This is a genomic window from Paenibacillus sp. FSL R5-0810 (genome assembly GCF_038002285.1).
Classification (GTDB): Bacteria; Bacillota; Bacilli; order Paenibacillales; family Paenibacillaceae; genus Paenibacillus_AQ; species Paenibacillus_AQ lactis.
In genome coordinates this window covers 4,066,957-4,081,925 of record NZ_JBBOCF010000001.1, presented here as the reverse complement: position 1 = coordinate 4,081,925, position 14,969 = coordinate 4,066,957, and the positions used below count along the sequence as shown (strand labels likewise).

The 14,969-nt window shown below is 48.6% G+C and carries 14 protein-coding genes and 1 pseudogene; 14 read left to right on the top strand and 1 reads right to left on the bottom strand.

Features of this window, described 5'->3' with window-relative positions; genetic code table 11:
- Positions 1-10: 10 nt before the first annotated feature.
- The 10 genes and pseudogenes from MKX76_RS18210 (at position 11) to MKX76_RS18170 (ending at position 10,856) form a co-directional block, all read left to right on the top strand.
- Positions 11-1,420, top strand: coding sequence for a relaxase/mobilization nuclease domain-containing protein (locus MKX76_RS18210; protein ID WP_007130977.1), 1,410 nt, complete (start codon positions 11-13; stop codon positions 1,418-1,420).
- Positions 1,329-2,204: a PcfB family protein gene (locus tag MKX76_RS18205; protein WP_040739002.1), complete on the top strand. Its 876-nt coding sequence runs from the start codon at positions 1,329-1,331 to the stop codon at positions 2,202-2,204. The genes MKX76_RS18210 and MKX76_RS18205 overlap by 92 nt, the downstream gene beginning before the upstream one ends.
- Positions 2,201-3,106 (top strand): hypothetical protein, encoded by a 906-nt coding sequence (locus tag MKX76_RS18200; protein ID WP_007130975.1) that lies wholly within the window; start codon positions 2,201-2,203, stop codon positions 3,104-3,106. The genes MKX76_RS18205 and MKX76_RS18200 overlap by 4 nt, the downstream gene beginning before the upstream one ends.
- Before the next feature lie 21 nt (positions 3,107-3,127).
- Positions 3,128-3,319, top strand: a complete 192-nt coding sequence (locus tag MKX76_RS18195) for a hypothetical protein (protein ID WP_007130974.1) — start codon at positions 3,128-3,130, stop codon at positions 3,317-3,319.
- A gap of 100 nt (positions 3,320-3,419) precedes the next feature.
- Positions 3,420-4,121, top strand: coding sequence for a type IV secretory system conjugative DNA transfer family protein (locus MKX76_RS18190; protein WP_244152735.1), 702 nt, complete (start codon positions 3,420-3,422; stop codon positions 4,119-4,121).
- 98 nt (positions 4,122-4,219) lie between these two features.
- Positions 4,220-4,987 (top strand): ABC transporter ATP-binding protein, encoded by a 768-nt coding sequence (locus MKX76_RS18185; RefSeq protein WP_007130972.1) that lies wholly within the window; start codon positions 4,220-4,222, stop codon positions 4,985-4,987.
- A 158-nt stretch (positions 4,988-5,145) separates the two neighbouring features.
- Positions 5,146-8,166: an FtsX-like permease family protein gene (locus MKX76_RS18180; protein WP_341034377.1), complete on the top strand. Its 3,021-nt coding sequence runs from the start codon at positions 5,146-5,148 to the stop codon at positions 8,164-8,166.
- 314 nt (positions 8,167-8,480) lie between these two features.
- Positions 8,481-8,769: pseudogene (locus MKX76_RS29775) on the top strand (transposase); the annotation flags it as partial.
- Positions 8,770-9,303: 534 nt separating this feature from the next.
- Positions 9,304-10,242: a VanZ family protein gene (locus MKX76_RS18175; RefSeq protein WP_095397594.1), complete on the top strand. Its 939-nt coding sequence runs from the start codon at positions 9,304-9,306 to the stop codon at positions 10,240-10,242.
- Between the two features lie 131 nt (positions 10,243-10,373).
- Positions 10,374-10,856 carry a hypothetical protein gene (locus MKX76_RS18170; RefSeq protein ID WP_341034376.1) on the top strand — a complete coding sequence of 161 codons (483 nt, stop codon included), beginning with the start codon at positions 10,374-10,376 and terminating at the stop codon, positions 10,854-10,856.
- Positions 10,857-10,988: 132 nt separating this feature from the next.
- On the opposite strand, the gene MKX76_RS18165 is transcribed toward MKX76_RS18170, so the two are convergent.
- The gene (locus MKX76_RS18165; RefSeq protein WP_055109574.1) at positions 10,989-11,354 is read right to left on the bottom strand and encodes a helix-turn-helix domain-containing protein; all 366 of its coding nucleotides are present in this window, start codon (positions 11,352-11,354) and stop codon (positions 10,989-10,991) included.
- Between the two features lie 77 nt (positions 11,355-11,431).
- Between MKX76_RS18165 and MKX76_RS18160 the strand changes: the two genes are divergently transcribed.
- From MKX76_RS18160 to MKX76_RS18145, 4 genes are all read left to right on the top strand, one after another.
- Positions 11,432-11,884 (top strand): site-specific integrase, encoded by a 453-nt coding sequence (locus MKX76_RS18160; RefSeq protein ID WP_074048690.1) that lies wholly within the window; start codon positions 11,432-11,434, stop codon positions 11,882-11,884.
- 120 nt (positions 11,885-12,004) lie between these two features.
- Positions 12,005-13,120: an ABC transporter substrate-binding protein gene (locus tag MKX76_RS18155; protein WP_341034374.1), complete on the top strand. Its 1,116-nt coding sequence runs from the start codon at positions 12,005-12,007 to the stop codon at positions 13,118-13,120.
- Entirely contained in the window at positions 13,110-14,111 is a 1,002-nt protein-coding gene (locus MKX76_RS18150) for a FecCD family ABC transporter permease (RefSeq protein WP_341034373.1), read from the top strand. Before MKX76_RS18155 ends, MKX76_RS18150 begins: the two co-directional genes overlap by 11 nt.
- Positions 14,108-14,935, top strand: coding sequence for an ABC transporter ATP-binding protein (locus tag MKX76_RS18145; RefSeq protein WP_055109566.1), 828 nt, complete (start codon positions 14,108-14,110; stop codon positions 14,933-14,935). Before MKX76_RS18150 ends, MKX76_RS18145 begins: the two co-directional genes overlap by 4 nt.
- The last annotated feature ends 34 nt before the right edge of the window (positions 14,936-14,969 follow it).

Below are 14,969 nucleotides of genomic sequence, written 5' to 3'. Positions count from 1 at the left end.
GGAATTTCGCGTGGCAACGACCGCAATCTGGGGTGTGACCGACAGGCTTAAGCGGGTGCTGGATTACGCCGCAAATCCTGACAAGACAGCAGAACGTAGCGAAGGCGGAGGTTTGGAGCAGGTACTCGTATATACACAGGCGGATGCCAAGACGGAGAAGCAACTATATGTCAGCGGTGTCAACTGCGATCCGTCAACGGCTTATGAGCAGATGCAGCGGACGAAGCGGCAGTTTTTTAAGACGGACGGCATATTGGCCTTTCACGCCTATCAAGCGTTTGCGCCGGGTGAGACAACGCCGCAAATCGCCCATACCATCGGTGTTAAACTGGCACAGGAGTTGTGGGGGGAGCGCTTTGAAGTCGTCATATCGACCCATTTGGATAAACAGCATGTGCACAATCACTTTGTGTTAAACTCGGTTTCCTTTGTGGATGGGAAACGGTATTACGACAACAAAGCTTCCTATGCCCTGCTGAGACAGACATCCGACCGGCTTTGCCAGGAACATCACTTGTCGGTGATCGAGCATCCCGAATCGGGCAAAGCCAAGCATTATGGAGAATGGAAAGCGGAACGTGAGCGAAAGCCAACATGGAGAGGGCTAATCCGGCAGGACATCGATCAGGCTATTGCATCTTCCATGACGATGACACAGTTTTTTGCCCATTTACAAAAGCAAGGTTATGAGCTAAAAACGGCGGTTAAACATATGGCGATACGGCCGCCTGGAAAGACACGCTTTGTCCGTTTGCGCAGTCTAGGCGATGGCTATACCGAGGAAGCGATCAAGCAGCGAATATTGCGAAACCGAATACCTGAACGGGAAAGGCCATCCCATGTCCGCAGACGACGTGCCATGTGTAAGAGCCATGTTCGGTCTGGTCGCAAATTGCGCGGCTTGCAAGCTTTATATATCCGCTACTTGTTTGAAATGGGTGTGCTTCCTAGAAAACGAAAGCCTGTCAAAAAGCCATCCTTTAGACTTCGGGAGGATTTGAGACACTTGTCGGTATTGATGGAGCAAACCAAGCTGCTATGCAAGTATCGCCTCACCCATCAAGAGGAGCTTCTCGCTTTCCGTGACAGGTTGGAGGAACAGATCCAATCCCTGCACCTGAAGCGCAAGTCGTTGTACAACCGAATTCGCCGCTGCAAGGATGCTGGCCAGCGAGAACAATACAAAACGCAAATTGCTGTTTGTTCTAAACGGCTTGCCTCGCTTCGAAAGGAGGTGAAGCTGGTTCAAGGCATTTTGGAGCGATCAGGAGAATTACGAGAGACGTTAAACAGAAGTGGCGCACAGGATCGAAAGGAGGAAATTTTCGATGAGTACCGAAACGGAAGCCGCCAATCAGGTTGTCAACATGAGCTTGAAAAGCATCGAAGTCATGGCCAAGATTTCCGGCGAAGGCGCTAAGCATTTGGCGGTATATTTGTTTGCGGCCTTGCAAGGACAAAAACGAACAAAGGGCAGCATCCGGTTGGAGAGTTTGCTGCGCAGTGGGAAAGAATTAAAGGTATTTGCGGTCAAGAACGAAGACCTGGCAACCTTCTGCAAGGAAGCCAAGCGGTATGGCGTGTTGTACTGTGCTTTGCGCGACAAAAAGAACGTGGACGGGATGTGCGATGTGATGGTCCGGGCGGAGGATGCGTCCAAAATCAATCGGATCGTGGAGCGTTTCCACTTGGCCACTGTGGATACCGCCAAAATTAAGAGTGAAATTGAAAAATCCAATGGAATGTCCGAAGCTCCTGCTGTGGAACAAGGACATGAACCAGGTCACGAGCAAGTTCAGGAACAAGAGCTGTCGAAGGAAATCGCAGAAGAAAGGAATACGGACGACTTGTTGGATGAATTGATGGGAAAGTCCGAACTGCCGGAGCCGACTCCATCGGAGGACGACCATTCAACAGCGGAGAAGGAACCGGCGGAAACGTCCCATCCGTCCGAGAATACCTTCGAGCGCAACGAGGTTACCGCAAGGGATACTGATCCACCTTCTCGTCAAGAGCCGGAGCGAGTGTCCGTCCGTCAATTATTGCGGGAAATACGCGAAGAGAACCGGCAGCAAAGGATATGGGAGAAAGACAGACAGCCGCGGGAACAAGCGGAACCGTTGCCGTCTCGAAAGGAGCGGATAGCCGCCGATAAACAACAAGCCAACAAAGCAAAAGGACGAAAGCGAGGGAAAGCCAAATGAGCGAACTGGATGATTTATTCCGACAGGATGCTGCGGCTTCCTCTTCTTTCCGTACAACCGAACCATCCTTCGATAAAGAAGCATGGGTGCAAAAGAAACAGGAGCTGCGGCAATGGACATATGATACGATTGATGCCACCACCTTGTCGGTGATGCAGAACGGTGAGGCGTTCCAGCAATATTTGGATGTCCAGAGCCGCTTTGACCGCTATAGCGTGGCCAATGCGTTGCTGATTCTGGCGCAGCGGCCAAACGCGACTCGCATTGCCGATTTTGACACATGGAAGGAACAAGGGGTATTCATTCGTCGAAAGGAAACAGGGTTTTACATTCTGGAACCGGGCGAAACCTATCAAAAGCAGGATGGCAGCACCGGTATCAGCTACAATCCGAAAAAGATGTTTGATATTGCGCAAACGACCGCCGCGTTGAAACGGGAAGAACCGGCATTCCCGGATGATCGCGCCCGTATTAAAGCGTTAATTGACCTCGCCCCTGTTCCGATTGGCATTGGTGATGCGTTGCCATCGGTAAAGCACGCGTTCTATCAGCCAGATACAAAAAACATTACCATTCGTCGCGGGCTTGAGGCCGGCGATATTTTTCGAGCGCTTGCCCAAGAACTGACACATGCTGAACTGGATCGTGGCGATGGACGGTACAACCGCTCAGATAACGAGTTTGTTGCCTACTCCGCTTCTTATATGTTGTGCAGGCAATTTGGTGTTGCAACCGACACCTTCCGCTTTGATCGAGCGCCGGAGAAGTGGAACGGGTTGGAACCGCAGCAAGTTCGTGCCGAGTTGACGCTCATGAAGGAAGCTTTTCAACAAACATCCCAGAGAATGAACCGGAACCTGTCACAACAGCGCCAGCCTAAACGATACGATCCGGTTCGCTAAGTTTTGTCTGGAGGGAGTGCTATGAAAAAACAGGAACGAATCTTGTCTTTGAATCATTATGAGCACGGGATAGTCGTCCATGCGCTGAATGCGTTACGAAATGACTTAATCGGTGAGAAACGACCGACGGATGCCGTGGATGATTTATTGTTAAAAATGATTGATGCCCCACTTCTAAATAAAAAGCGCTGGAGGCATTATGAAACGCGATGAAGCCGCAAGGAGTAATTTGATACTCTTTGCGGCTTTTTTTATTCCCGTCATCTGGTTGGCACTGTTGGTTGCTCCCGCATGGTCAGAAGGATTGCCGAGTATGTTGGTCCATCTCAGCACGGCGATGCGCCAGCCGCTTAACATAGAGTGGGTGGACGATACGCCCCGCTGCTTGTTGATTTTTGCGCTGATCTATGGGCTTTGCGCTGGGGTTTATTTGGCGACACCACGGAATTATCGTCGGCGGGAAGAGCACGGCAGCGCCCGCTGGGGCCGAGCGAAAACCGTCAATGCCAAGTATCGAGACAGACGGACGGAACAAAACAAAATTTTGACGCAGCGGGTCAAAATCGGTCTGGATGGCCGCAAGCATCGCCGGAACCTGAACGTGTTGGTTGTCGGCGGCTCCGGCGCGGGCAAAACACGGTTCTATGCTAAGCCGAATGTGATGCAAGCCTCGACCTCTTATGTCGTTCTGGACCCAAAGGGGGAAATATTGCGGGACACCGGTCATCTGCTTAAAGCCAAAGGCTATGACATCAAAGTGCTGGACCTGATTCACCCGCATCGTTCGCATGGCTATAACCCGTTTGTCTATTTGCAGGACGACAAGGATGTCTTGAAATTGGTCACGGATTCGTATCCCCACTTCCCGACGGTCTCGCCGATTAACCCCCGAATAGTCGGGTCGTCTTCTACGATCATTATCTTCATCTTCATTCCATACGCCTCCATATCCTTAATCCTATTATATCTTAATTCGGCTAACACTACTGCAACTAGTACCGTGACAAAAATGTAAGCTCGCCAGTAGAAAAACGTAAGTTCAGCGTAAGGATAACTAGTCACCGGCATGGTACGATGGAAATTGAAAAAGGGAAAGCAGGGAGGAAAGATACAGTGGAAACGGTTATTGAAATAAAAGCGTTAACGAAAAGTTATGGGAATAAAGGGAACGTCGTGCCGGTGCTTCACGGGATCGATATGTGCATAGGCGAAGGAGAATTTGTCGGCATTATGGGGCCATCGGGCTCCGGGAAGACAACACTGCTTCATATGGCCGCCACCATCGATGAACCGACCTCCGGCAGCATCGTGATCGACGGGGAAAACGTTCTTCAAATGAACGAGGCGCAGTTATCGGCTTTTCGGCGATCCAAGCTAGGATTCATTTTTCAAGACTATAATTTGCTGGATACGTTGACGGTCAAGGAAAACATTCTGCTCCCCCTCGCGTTGTCCGGTATATCGGTCGACGAATTGGAGAACAGAGTGTCTGCCATTGCGGAACGATTTAACATCAAGCATATTCTAGAAAAATACCCTTACCAAATCTCCGGAGGTCAGAAACAGCGAACTGCTGCCTGCCGTGCCATTGTGACGCGTCCGCGACTGATTCTGGCCGACGAACCGACGGGAGCGCTGGATTCTAAAGCTGCGGCCAGCCTGCTAGAGGCGCTAAATGAACTGAACGAACAAGAGCATGCGACCATTCTGATGGTGACTCATGATGCATTAGCGGCAAGCTACTGCAGTCGAGTTCTCTTTCTAAAAGACGGTGTCATTTTTGCCGAGATCGTCAAAGGAACGACACCGCGACAAGCATTCTTTAAAAAGATACTGGATGTGTTGACGGTGCTTGGAGGGCGTACGGATGACGTTATTTGAGTTGGCCAAGAAAAATAAAAGGTAATCTTCGCAACTATTTCATATATTTATTTTCCATGTTCGCAAGCGTCGCCATATTTTATGTCTTTGCTTCACTACAATATAGTACGCAGGTAGTCGAGGCTGTCGAATCTTCAGATAGCATGCAATCTGTGTTCATGGTTGGATCAATCATCCTGGTATTGTTTGTATCCGTCTTTATGATGTACTCTGGCCAATTTTTTACCCACAAACGAAAAAAAGAAGTCGGGCTATATGCTTTATTAGGTTTTCCAAAAAAAACAATCGGCCGGATGCTGTTCTATGAAAATATGACAATTGGAGCCGGCGTCCTGGTTCTCGGCATTGTGGCCGGTACGCTATTGTCGAAGCTGTTTGCCATGATTTTAATGCGCTTATTGGGAGTAGCTGTCGATGTCGGAATCACGTTCTCCCTTCCTGCGGTGCTTACCACTGTGGTTATATTTCTTATACTAATTACAATAACTTCTATACAAGCTTATCGATTGGTCTATCGATTCAAGCTTATCGAATTGTTCCGCGCAGAGCAGGAAGGGGAGCAGGAACCGAGGGCGTCGATCGTTCCCGCTGCCGCCGCGGTCGCGTTGCTCATCGTCGGCTACGGATTTGGACTTCGGAATTTTGAAAATAATGAACAGATCTTTACGAACCTGGGCGTCATGACCGTCGGCATCATCGCAGGAACTTTCTTGCTTTTTTCATCGCTCGTTATTTACCTGCTGAAATACGCCAAGAGGCGGAAGTCCCATTATTACAAGGGCATGAACCTAATCATGATTTCCAACCTGGTGTACCGAATGAAAGGGAATGCACGTACACTAAGCGTCATTTCCATCTTGTCCGCTATCGCATTATGCGCCTTCAGTTTCGGTTTCAGCACTTACTACGCTTACGAGCACACGGCACGTGTAACGGCACCTTTCAGTTACATGCATATAGCGCAGGATGACGAAGTCGATCAAAAGATCGAGGAGATCATACGTGGCGACAATGCACATCCCGTGAAAGCCAAGATGTCGATTCCGGTCATCCATCTGAGCGGCGAAGCGTCAAGTGACGAAATCTTGTCTGATCGTGAGCGCAAGGCAGCCGAGCATCCGGTGAAAGTGATATCGGCCAGCGAATATAATCGCGTAGCGGAGGCACTGAGTCTTGACCGGTTAACGCTGAACGAATCAGATCAAGTGATCGCGATTCGCCCCATGTATACCGATTACGAATGGGCGGATTATGCAGGAGAAACCATCACCCTGGATTTGCCTAATGGGAACGTTAATTTAGCATTTGCAGGCATGACGATTGAACGTGTTCTCAATTGGCATTATCCGGATATTATGGTCGTCGTTGCGGACGATACATTTCGCATGCTGGAAGCGCAAGTTCCTACCGAGCAATATGTTGGTTACATCGTTCAGGACCAGAAGAATACGAAGGCGACCGCTGATGCGCTTGCAGCTATACAGACATCAGAAATGAAGCTGTCGACCTATTATTCCGTGTATCGCCTCGGCATCGAGAATGCAGCTTTCAATGTTTTCATTCTAGGGTTTTTGGGTGTGATGTTCCTTCTCGCAACGGGCAGTATCCTATACTTTAAACAGTTGACGGAGGCGACGAACGATCGTTCTCGCTATGAGATATTGAAAAAAATCGGCGTGAGCCACAAGGAAATCGCCGCTACGATCCTGAAACAGAACGCACTGATCTTCTTGTTGCCGCTGTTGGTCGGCCTCGGTCATTATTTGATTATCTTTAACTGGCTGCGGAAGCTCTTCGGAGGAATGGGTGGTATAAATCTCCTGCTTCCAATATTGGTTTGCGTTGGATTGTTTATGGTGATCTATATGACATATTACATGATCACAGTAAATTCTATCATAAAGTTTATCAACGGGGAGTCTGCTCGTAAGGTTAGGTTCGCCATGTTCGCCTCAGCAGCCGTAATGGTTGCGGCCGTTAGCCTGTTCATCTTGGCGGAACCGCCAGTACAATACGACGAACCGCATACCGGTGAACGGATTCACATCACGTTACCTGAGCCGACTGGCGAGATGCCAGTGGGCGTGACGGAGCTCCACTTGACAGATATCGACCGAGCCGATCCTTGGGTAAAGGATCGAAAGCGGGAGCTTATGATCAGTATCTGGTACCCGGCCACCCGGGAGGTTGGCCAGAAAGCCAAATATATACCGCCAAACGCAGCTGCATTTTACGACGAAACCGTCATGCCGACAATCGGAGTAGAGCCCGGCCGAATCGATCTATCCAACATCGGCGTTCATGCTTCGCTGAACGCACCCGCAGAGCACGGAGAGAAGGGCTGGCCTGTCATCATATATTCTCCGGGCGGATCTGTTCCGAGAAGTCTAGGTACGATTAACGTTCAGGAATTGGCCAGTAATGGCTATGTCGTTGTGACCATTGACCACACATATGAGACAACGGTCGTCGAGTTTCCCGAAGGGAGAATAGAGACCGAGCAATTGCCTGATTTCGGGGCGGATACGGTACTGAAAATGATGAGCGTCAGGGTTGATGATGTCCGGTTTGTACTGGATCGACTGGAGGCGCTCAAGGAAGGGAACAATCCGGATCATGCGAAACGTGAGCTGCCTGAAGGGTTGGACCTTGCACTGGACTTATCTAGAATCGGCATTTTTGGTCATTCTGCTGGCGGCGCAACGGCTGCCCAGGCGATGTATGAAGATGAGCGAATCGGCGCCGGTATCGATATGGATGGCTCGATGGGCTATTTACCCAACCACCTGCTTCCGGTTGCTCAGCATGGACTTGACCGCCCGTTTTTACTAATGAATGCTGGTTTTACCGACGAGGGAGAGGTGGATTCCCATCTCACGGCGGAGGATAGGGCATCGTTCTGGAACGAGTCGAGCGGGTGGAAACTAGATGTAGCGATACCGAACGGGGCGCATTATACGTTCACCGATCAACAATATCTGCTGCCGCAAATAAGCAGTAAGCTGAGCCTTTCTCCTCAAGTCGTCCAGGGGAGTGTTGGAATCGTCGAGCCGGAACAGGCGCTTGCGGCACAACGCGATTACATTACCGCGTTTTTCGACATGCATCTGAAAGGGGTGTCGCAGCCCCTGTTAGAGTCATCAAAATCTCCTTATGCGAATGTGGAGGTGTTGGAATAACGGTCATAACTGAACCATCTAGAGGAAAAGTTGTAAAATCAAGCACTACGGGTTACTACTCTAATTTTAAGGGGCTGTCTCAAAGTCATAAATGACTAGGGACAGATCCCTCTTTTATAATCTTGCAGTTGTCGGGAGGGGGAACGAGTTCTGGTCGCTCTTGAACGTCGTGTTCTTGGAAAAGGTTAGAAGAGTACAACACGACGTTCAAAGGGCGGACGTAAACTCCTTCACCCATACCCACTCCCTCGCCCTTTTGTAACCTGAATGAGCCGCCTGCAGTCATTAAGCCCATGCGCGCTTCACTTCTGCGCGAGAGCATACAAAAAAATGAAAGCGTGTATGAAGTACAAATGCGTTACTACCGATGTGCAGACTTGAAGGTTGCCCACTTAAGGAGCGTTGCAGCAAAGCGCAAGGGAATCGCGAGATTAAAGTGAGAAATGACTTATCTTGGCTAAAAGGCAAAAGCACGTGAAGAACTTCAGAGCGAGGAAGGTCGTGAACTTTCCGTCCGGCGCATGATCGAGGTGGAAAGTGTAATTCGGTGAAATGAAGAACAACCGGGGATTCCGGCGTTTCTTGCTTCAAAATTTGCGGAAGTAAGCCAAGAGGTCGGATCAGACTTACCAAGAATACTAGAAGTTAATGGCCGCCCTGCTGGATGAAGCAAAAGCGAATAACACAATAAATCTGGAACATGATTTGCGAAGACCGACCGATCACATTCATGACTCGCCAAATACTTCAGAAACTAATCGCTGGGTGAAGATATTGCCTTGAATTCTACATGCCTTGCGATGCTTAGCTCTTGTGTGTAATGCGGACGTCTATAAGTCGGATCACCGGTTCAAACCCTGCATCAAGTAAGCATGAGCGGCGTGTATCATGCAGGGGAGCGGAAGTTTCCATTGTTCCGACCGATTGTTCCAATGATTTTGTTGTGATAAACGTATGAGACATATCATGTTCTCCTCTGCGTGGAGTGGTTGGTCAGAGAGTCAAGGGTGTCTCTTTTTACATTTCATAGAACTGAATTTGGGCAAGTAAAGTTAATCAAGCTAAGGGGTGGGGGTTTCATGAAACAGGCAAGTAGGTTATAGTGACAAGTGGAAAAATAGAGTGGAGGAGTTAAGCATGGTCAAACAACGCAAAATTTTACTAACCGCAACTATTGTCTATACCATTATTGTACTTTATTTTATGTTCTTCGCTTTCGGCAGAGGAGAGGCTTCGGAGCAAATTTCCAGCTACACCTTTATTTTCATGCCGGAGAACTTTATTAGTTTGCCGTCTCCAGCTGATCTCCTGCATCCCAACCTAATGAGTATGGTGGCTTTCGGGAACACTATTGCGTTTATTCCTTTCGGTATATTGATTCCATGGCTATACCGGGTCAGCTTTGTCCGGTTCATCATCTTATTCTTCATCGCGATTCTTGTGCTGGAAACGATCCAGGCCCTTACATTCCTGGGCAGCTTCGATATCAACGACGCTCTTCAGAATTCGATTGGAGCAGCCCTCGGTTTTGGGGCGTACAAGCTTGGTTTCCGTTACCGGAGCCTCGGGCGCAATCTGGTGGCAACGGCTATATCGGGTATGGTTCTTTTTATAGCTTTATGGGGATTAGGGGCGGCGGTAGACAAAATAACAACTAAAGTAGAGGGTCCGTTTGTGGCGATCACTGAATGGACGGACAACTCGGGCAATTCATCCACCGGAGACAAACCGGACAGTATTCAAATCAACGGACAGAAGATACCGCTCCGCTATAACCTATATGGCGCTGAAGGCGGAGATTCCAGAACGTTCACGTACAAGTCTGAGGGACAGACGATTTTCTCCTTCGATTACGGATGCCCCGAACCAACGGATTATTCCGGTAGTATCAGTGTTACTCGGGATGACAGGGAGATCATGAGCAATTCTGGAGAACTTCAGCGTACTCATCCTGATCTGTTCCCTTCGCTATTCAAGATTCCGCTTGAGCCGGGGGATGAGCTGAAGATCACGATTAAGGGCGACATGAAAGCATGGGATGTCGGGTATACGCGGATGCAGTATTTCTGGAACTAAGTGCTTAAAGGGATTTCGCCGCCATTTTATCATGAATAACACCTAGCGTTTGGGTTTTCAAGCGCTTTTTTTACTTTTGAGATCGGGATTTTCAGAAACCTGGTTATAACCTAGGCTGGTTGGTTGTCCAATTGGGTATTTTAAAGGAGCTGAAGGTCTGGAGAACGATCGGCTCCTCCGCTTACCGAGTATATCGCTATGAAGGGAAGCTCAATCTCTTGGAAAATGCCGCCCTGCTCCTATGTTGGAAAGAGGGAGATGGCTTTGAATCTAAGCTGATGAAGGCCTTTCTGAGCACGGATATTTCACTGAGCAATGAAGAGATTCTATGCTATTACAGCAAACGTTGGGACATTGAAACGTATTTTCGAACTGCGAAAGTACAACCGGCCATGGATCGTTACCAGGTTCGATCTACTCAGGCGATTGATCGTTACTTGACCCTGCTCATGTTTTCTACGTTATATTACCAGTATGACAGCCAAGGAAGTTTAAACGATGGGTTACATCACTACCGTATCCAGAAAAAGCACGACATGATTGAATATATTTACAACCAAGCCAAAAGTGAGGCAACATTAGACCAAATTAAAACAAGGCTAAGCGTTGCATAGGGATACTGTCAGCTCTTAAAACTTACAAATTATTGAAGCGATTATTGGCAGGTACAGTTAAAGAAAATACAAGAGCGAAATCCCGTGTAAAAAAGAAAACGCTCTTTTTGTGTTAATGGCGATAAAAAATGGCTATTCAGACCTCGCTGCGGCATCTATTGATTTGAAAATCTCCGTTGTTACCTTATGGATCATCTTTACATCTTCGCTCTTCTTCCCTAATAGAAATTGATAGTGGACCTCAAGGACAGTTCTGGTCTCAAATTCCTGAGAATCTGGATCGATTTCTCGAAAATCTAAAAGATTTCCTGGCTTTATGTTAAGAGCGTCCATGATTTTTTCCAATGAATCAATGGATAGATTTCTTTTTCCAAGTTCAACTTCGGTTAAATATGAGGTTTGTTGCCCTGTTATTTGGCTTAATTGAAGTAAGGTCAGATTTTTTTTATTACGTATGCTACGAATTTTTTCACCGATCAGTTTTTTTAAATCAGACATCGATTTACAACCTCCCTGCTTATCCTAAGGGTAAGTGTTTCAATCGAAAAAATACATAACATTATAAGTTAAATATATTGACTCAATTGGGACTGCGTATTAGTGAGTTGATCACTATTTATAGCGCCTCAATCAAGCAAGTAGGCGGCGATACGATGCTAATTTATTCAACTGGAAAGTTGAGTCCCGAACCAGTAGAGGTTTCAAAGCCAGCGAATCAACTAGTAGTATACGCATTGGATAAAATCAAAGAATATGCAGTGCCGTTACAAAAGGAATCAGGGCTTCCATATTTGTTCCTGTCAAGAAATAGAAGCAAAAAAGGCTACCCGGTTGGATTGGCTTCGCATTCAAATTGGAATAAGAATCATTTGCGACCATGGATTAAACAGCATAATATCCGAGATAAGAACAACGAATTAATTGATTTTACTAGCCATACATTCCGTCATGTATTTGCAAGCTACGCATTAAAGGGTGGGGCATCGATAGAGGTGGCGTTACAGCATATTTGCCATCCTCCCACCTAAACCTTGTGGAACCTTTGTAACCGTCAAGTCCTTTTGATTTTCAAAAAATTAATAGTAAACATTACGAAGTGGTTGACATATAAAAGTAGTCGCTGTTACAATATGCATGAGTTAATCGTAATGATTACGATTAACATCATTTTGAGTGAAGTGTTGTATGAATCAAAAGACAGGAGGTTCAAAGTGATGCATGCATACAAGCGGCAAAATTTACTTCGCCAATGGAGCGGAGGACTGCTAGCAGGAGTTATGTTCGTATCCGGTTGTGCAGCGCCGTCCAATCCTGCGAGCGACAATAATCGTGATGCATTGGAGTTATCGCCGTCAGCGGAGTCTAGACCTGTATCTGTTCATGATGCGGAGGAAAGGGAGTCGTTTCTCACGTTCGAAGACGACACTGGAAGGGAGATTCGGCTGCCTGAGCAACCACAGCGCATCATCGTCCTATCGCCGCAGCTATTGGATTTGCTTTATTCGGTTGACGGTCACGCCATTGCCCACGCCACATCACCGGGTGGAACGGTGCCGGATGAGGCGGAGCGAATCGAAGAAGTCGGGGGAATGACGACCGTCAATACGGAGAAGCTACTTGCTTTAAAGCCTGATCTCGTGATCGGCTCTGTGGTGTTTCACCGTGAGTTAACGGCGATTTTGGATGCGAGTAACGTGCCGTTCGCCCTGTTCAATCTGAGTACATATGCAGATTTGCAACAAAAAGCGGTGTTGTTCGGTCAGCTCTCTGGGACGGAAAACAAAGCTAGGGAAGCACTTGCCGATTTGGATCAGGAAATTCGTGAATGGACTGCCCGGGTACCGGCCAGTGATGCACCAACTTTCATCATGCTGAACGTGACCCCTAACAGCCTTTCTGTGCAGCGGCAAGATACCGTCGGAATCGAGGTCGCAACTATGCTGCATATGAACAATTTGGCGGAAACATGGGAAGCAGCAAGCGACAGTCCGTCGACTGCACCATTTAGTCTGGAAAAAATCGTCGAGCTAAATCCGGATTATGTTTTTATTCTGATCCACGGGGCGCGAGAAGATGGGGAGAAGAAAATTCAATCCGATCTGGCCAGCCAACCTGCATGGACATCGCTGCGTGCTGTGAAGGAAAACCGTATGGTCATCTTGCCGTCTGATCGGTTTCTCTCAAACCCGGGATTTCGATTAAGTGAATCAGTCGAATATTTGGCTAAGCTTGTTTATCCGGATACATATGAGAATGGTCATTAATGCTTTCCGTATTCCGATGTCCAAAGGCATTCTTGTCATTGTCGCTTTGACGGCTGCGGCAATCCTCGCTACTGGATTCAGCATCGGTACCGGAGCAGTCCGCATTTCGTTGTCAGAGATTTGGTTATATGTCTTTCACGGTTATGACGGTCCAATGAAGGAAATTGTGTGGAACATTCGGCTGCCTCGAACGTTAGTGGGCATGCTCGTTGGAGCTAATCTGGCACTGTCCGGTGCGCTCTTGCAAGGCGTGATGCGGAACTCGCTGGCAGATCCGCACATCATCGGCGTGTCATCTGGAGCAGGATTATTCGGCATCATCGTTCTCATTTTATTTCCTCATCTATGGTCGATGCTGACACCAATCGCTTTTCTTGGCGCTTCCGGAGCTGCTGCCATCATTTATTTGCTTGCCTGGAAGGACGGTGTACAGCCGGTGCGCCTCATACTTGCAGGCGTGGCCGTGTCCGCCTTTCTCGGCTCCGGCATCTCCGCATTGTTAATTTTCTTCAGCGATCGGGTGAACGGTGCCCTCGTGTTTATGGTTGGCGGCTTGTCCGCCAAAAGCTGGCCAGAGCTTGAAATCATTCTGCCTTATTCGCTCATTGGCATGAGCCTGGCGTTCATTGGCAGTTCACATTTGAATATACTTGCCCTTGGTGATTCCAATGCACGCGGCCTCGGCTTGTCGGTGGAAGCAGCTCGCTTCTTCCTGACGGCGCTCGCTACCTTGCTTGCCGCAAGCGCGGTCAGCGTCGTCGGCCTGCTCGGCTTCGTCGGTCTGATCGTTCCGCATTCAGCCCGCTTGCTGATCGGCAGTGATTATCGGTTCTTACTTCCTGCATCCGTGCTGCTTGGAGCGGCCGTTGTGACATTTTGCGATACACTCGCCCGCTTGATGTTTGCTCCTTTGGAGCTGCCGGTCGGCATTATGATGGGAGCTTTGGGGGCGCCGTTCTTTCTATATTTGCTAAGGAGGGAAGCGCGATGACGTTGTTACGCTTGGAAGACGTGTCCGTGAGGCTTCACAACCGTACGGTGCTGGATTCGCTGAATTGGCAGGTGGAGGTCGGAAAAATTTACAGCATTATCGGTCCGAATGGCAGCGGCAAAAGCACCTTGCTCAAAACTTGCGCCGGTCAATTAAAGCCTGCGCAAGGAAAGGTGCTCTTGCAAGGCAGACTGCTCGACAGCTATCCCCGTCGGCAGTTGGCACGGCATATGGCAATGCTTCAGCAAAGTCAGGCATCTCTGCCGGACGTGTCCGTGCGTTCGCTGGTCAGTTACGGACGTTTTCCTCATCAGCCTGTATGGGGCGCAAAGCGCAAGGAAGACGAGAAGATTGTCGAATGGGCCATGGCTCAGACCGGAACGCTACCCTTCGCGGAGCGAAAGCTGTCTAACTTATCCGGCGGAGAACGGCAACGCGTATGGATTGCCATGACCTTGGCACAGCAATCGGGGCTCATCTTATTAGATGAACCGACGACCTATCTCGATGTCAATCACCAGTGGGAGGTTATGGAGCTAGTCCATAACTTAAATCGCAAATATGGCATCACGATCGTCATGGTCCTGCATGACCTCAACCATGCTGCAGCTTGCTCCGATGAATTGTTGGTGATGCGTGCAGGCGGAATGTATGCCAGCGGGTCGCCGGAGCAAGTCATCACCGATCGCATGTTGCGCGATGTATTTGGTGTAAGAGCGAGCGTGGGAAGGGATGATCGAAGCGGTCGCATGCATTGCCATATCGAAGGGCTGCTTGAAGCGGTGGATTTCTCAGCTCAACCCGCAATCGCGGCAGTCAAATAACGAATGTCTAATACATTTACAAAGGAGAGGATCA

Bases quoted from the DNA above. Each gene is read 5' to 3' on its own strand.
- MKX76_RS18175 (WP_095397594.1), top strand. From the start codon at position 9,304: ATGGTCAAACAACGCAAAATTTTACTAACCGCAACTATTGTCTATACC.
- MKX76_RS18180 (WP_341034377.1), top strand. From the start codon at position 5,146: ATGGTTGGATCAATCATCCTGGTATTGTTTGTATCCGTCTTTATGATG.
- MKX76_RS18195 (WP_007130974.1), top strand. From the start codon at position 3,128: ATGAAAAAACAGGAACGAATCTTGTCTTTGAATCATTATGAGCACGGG.
- MKX76_RS18145 (WP_055109566.1), top strand. From the start codon at position 14,108: ATGACGTTGTTACGCTTGGAAGACGTGTCCGTGAGGCTTCACAACCGT.
- MKX76_RS18205 (WP_040739002.1), top strand. From the start codon at position 1,329: ATGAGTACCGAAACGGAAGCCGCCAATCAGGTTGTCAACATGAGCTTG.
- MKX76_RS18150 (WP_341034373.1), top strand. From the start codon at position 13,110: ATGGTCATTAATGCTTTCCGTATTCCGATGTCCAAAGGCATTCTTGTC.
- MKX76_RS18200 (WP_007130975.1), top strand. From the start codon at position 2,201: ATGAGCGAACTGGATGATTTATTCCGACAGGATGCTGCGGCTTCCTCT.
- MKX76_RS18155 (WP_341034374.1), top strand. From the start codon at position 12,005: ATGATTACGATTAACATCATTTTGAGTGAAGTGTTGTATGAATCAAAA.
- MKX76_RS18190 (WP_244152735.1), top strand. From the start codon at position 3,420: ATGTTGGTCCATCTCAGCACGGCGATGCGCCAGCCGCTTAACATAGAG.
- MKX76_RS18165 (WP_055109574.1), bottom strand. From the start codon at position 11,354: ATGTCTGATTTAAAAAAACTGATCGGTGAAAAAATTCGTAGCATACGT.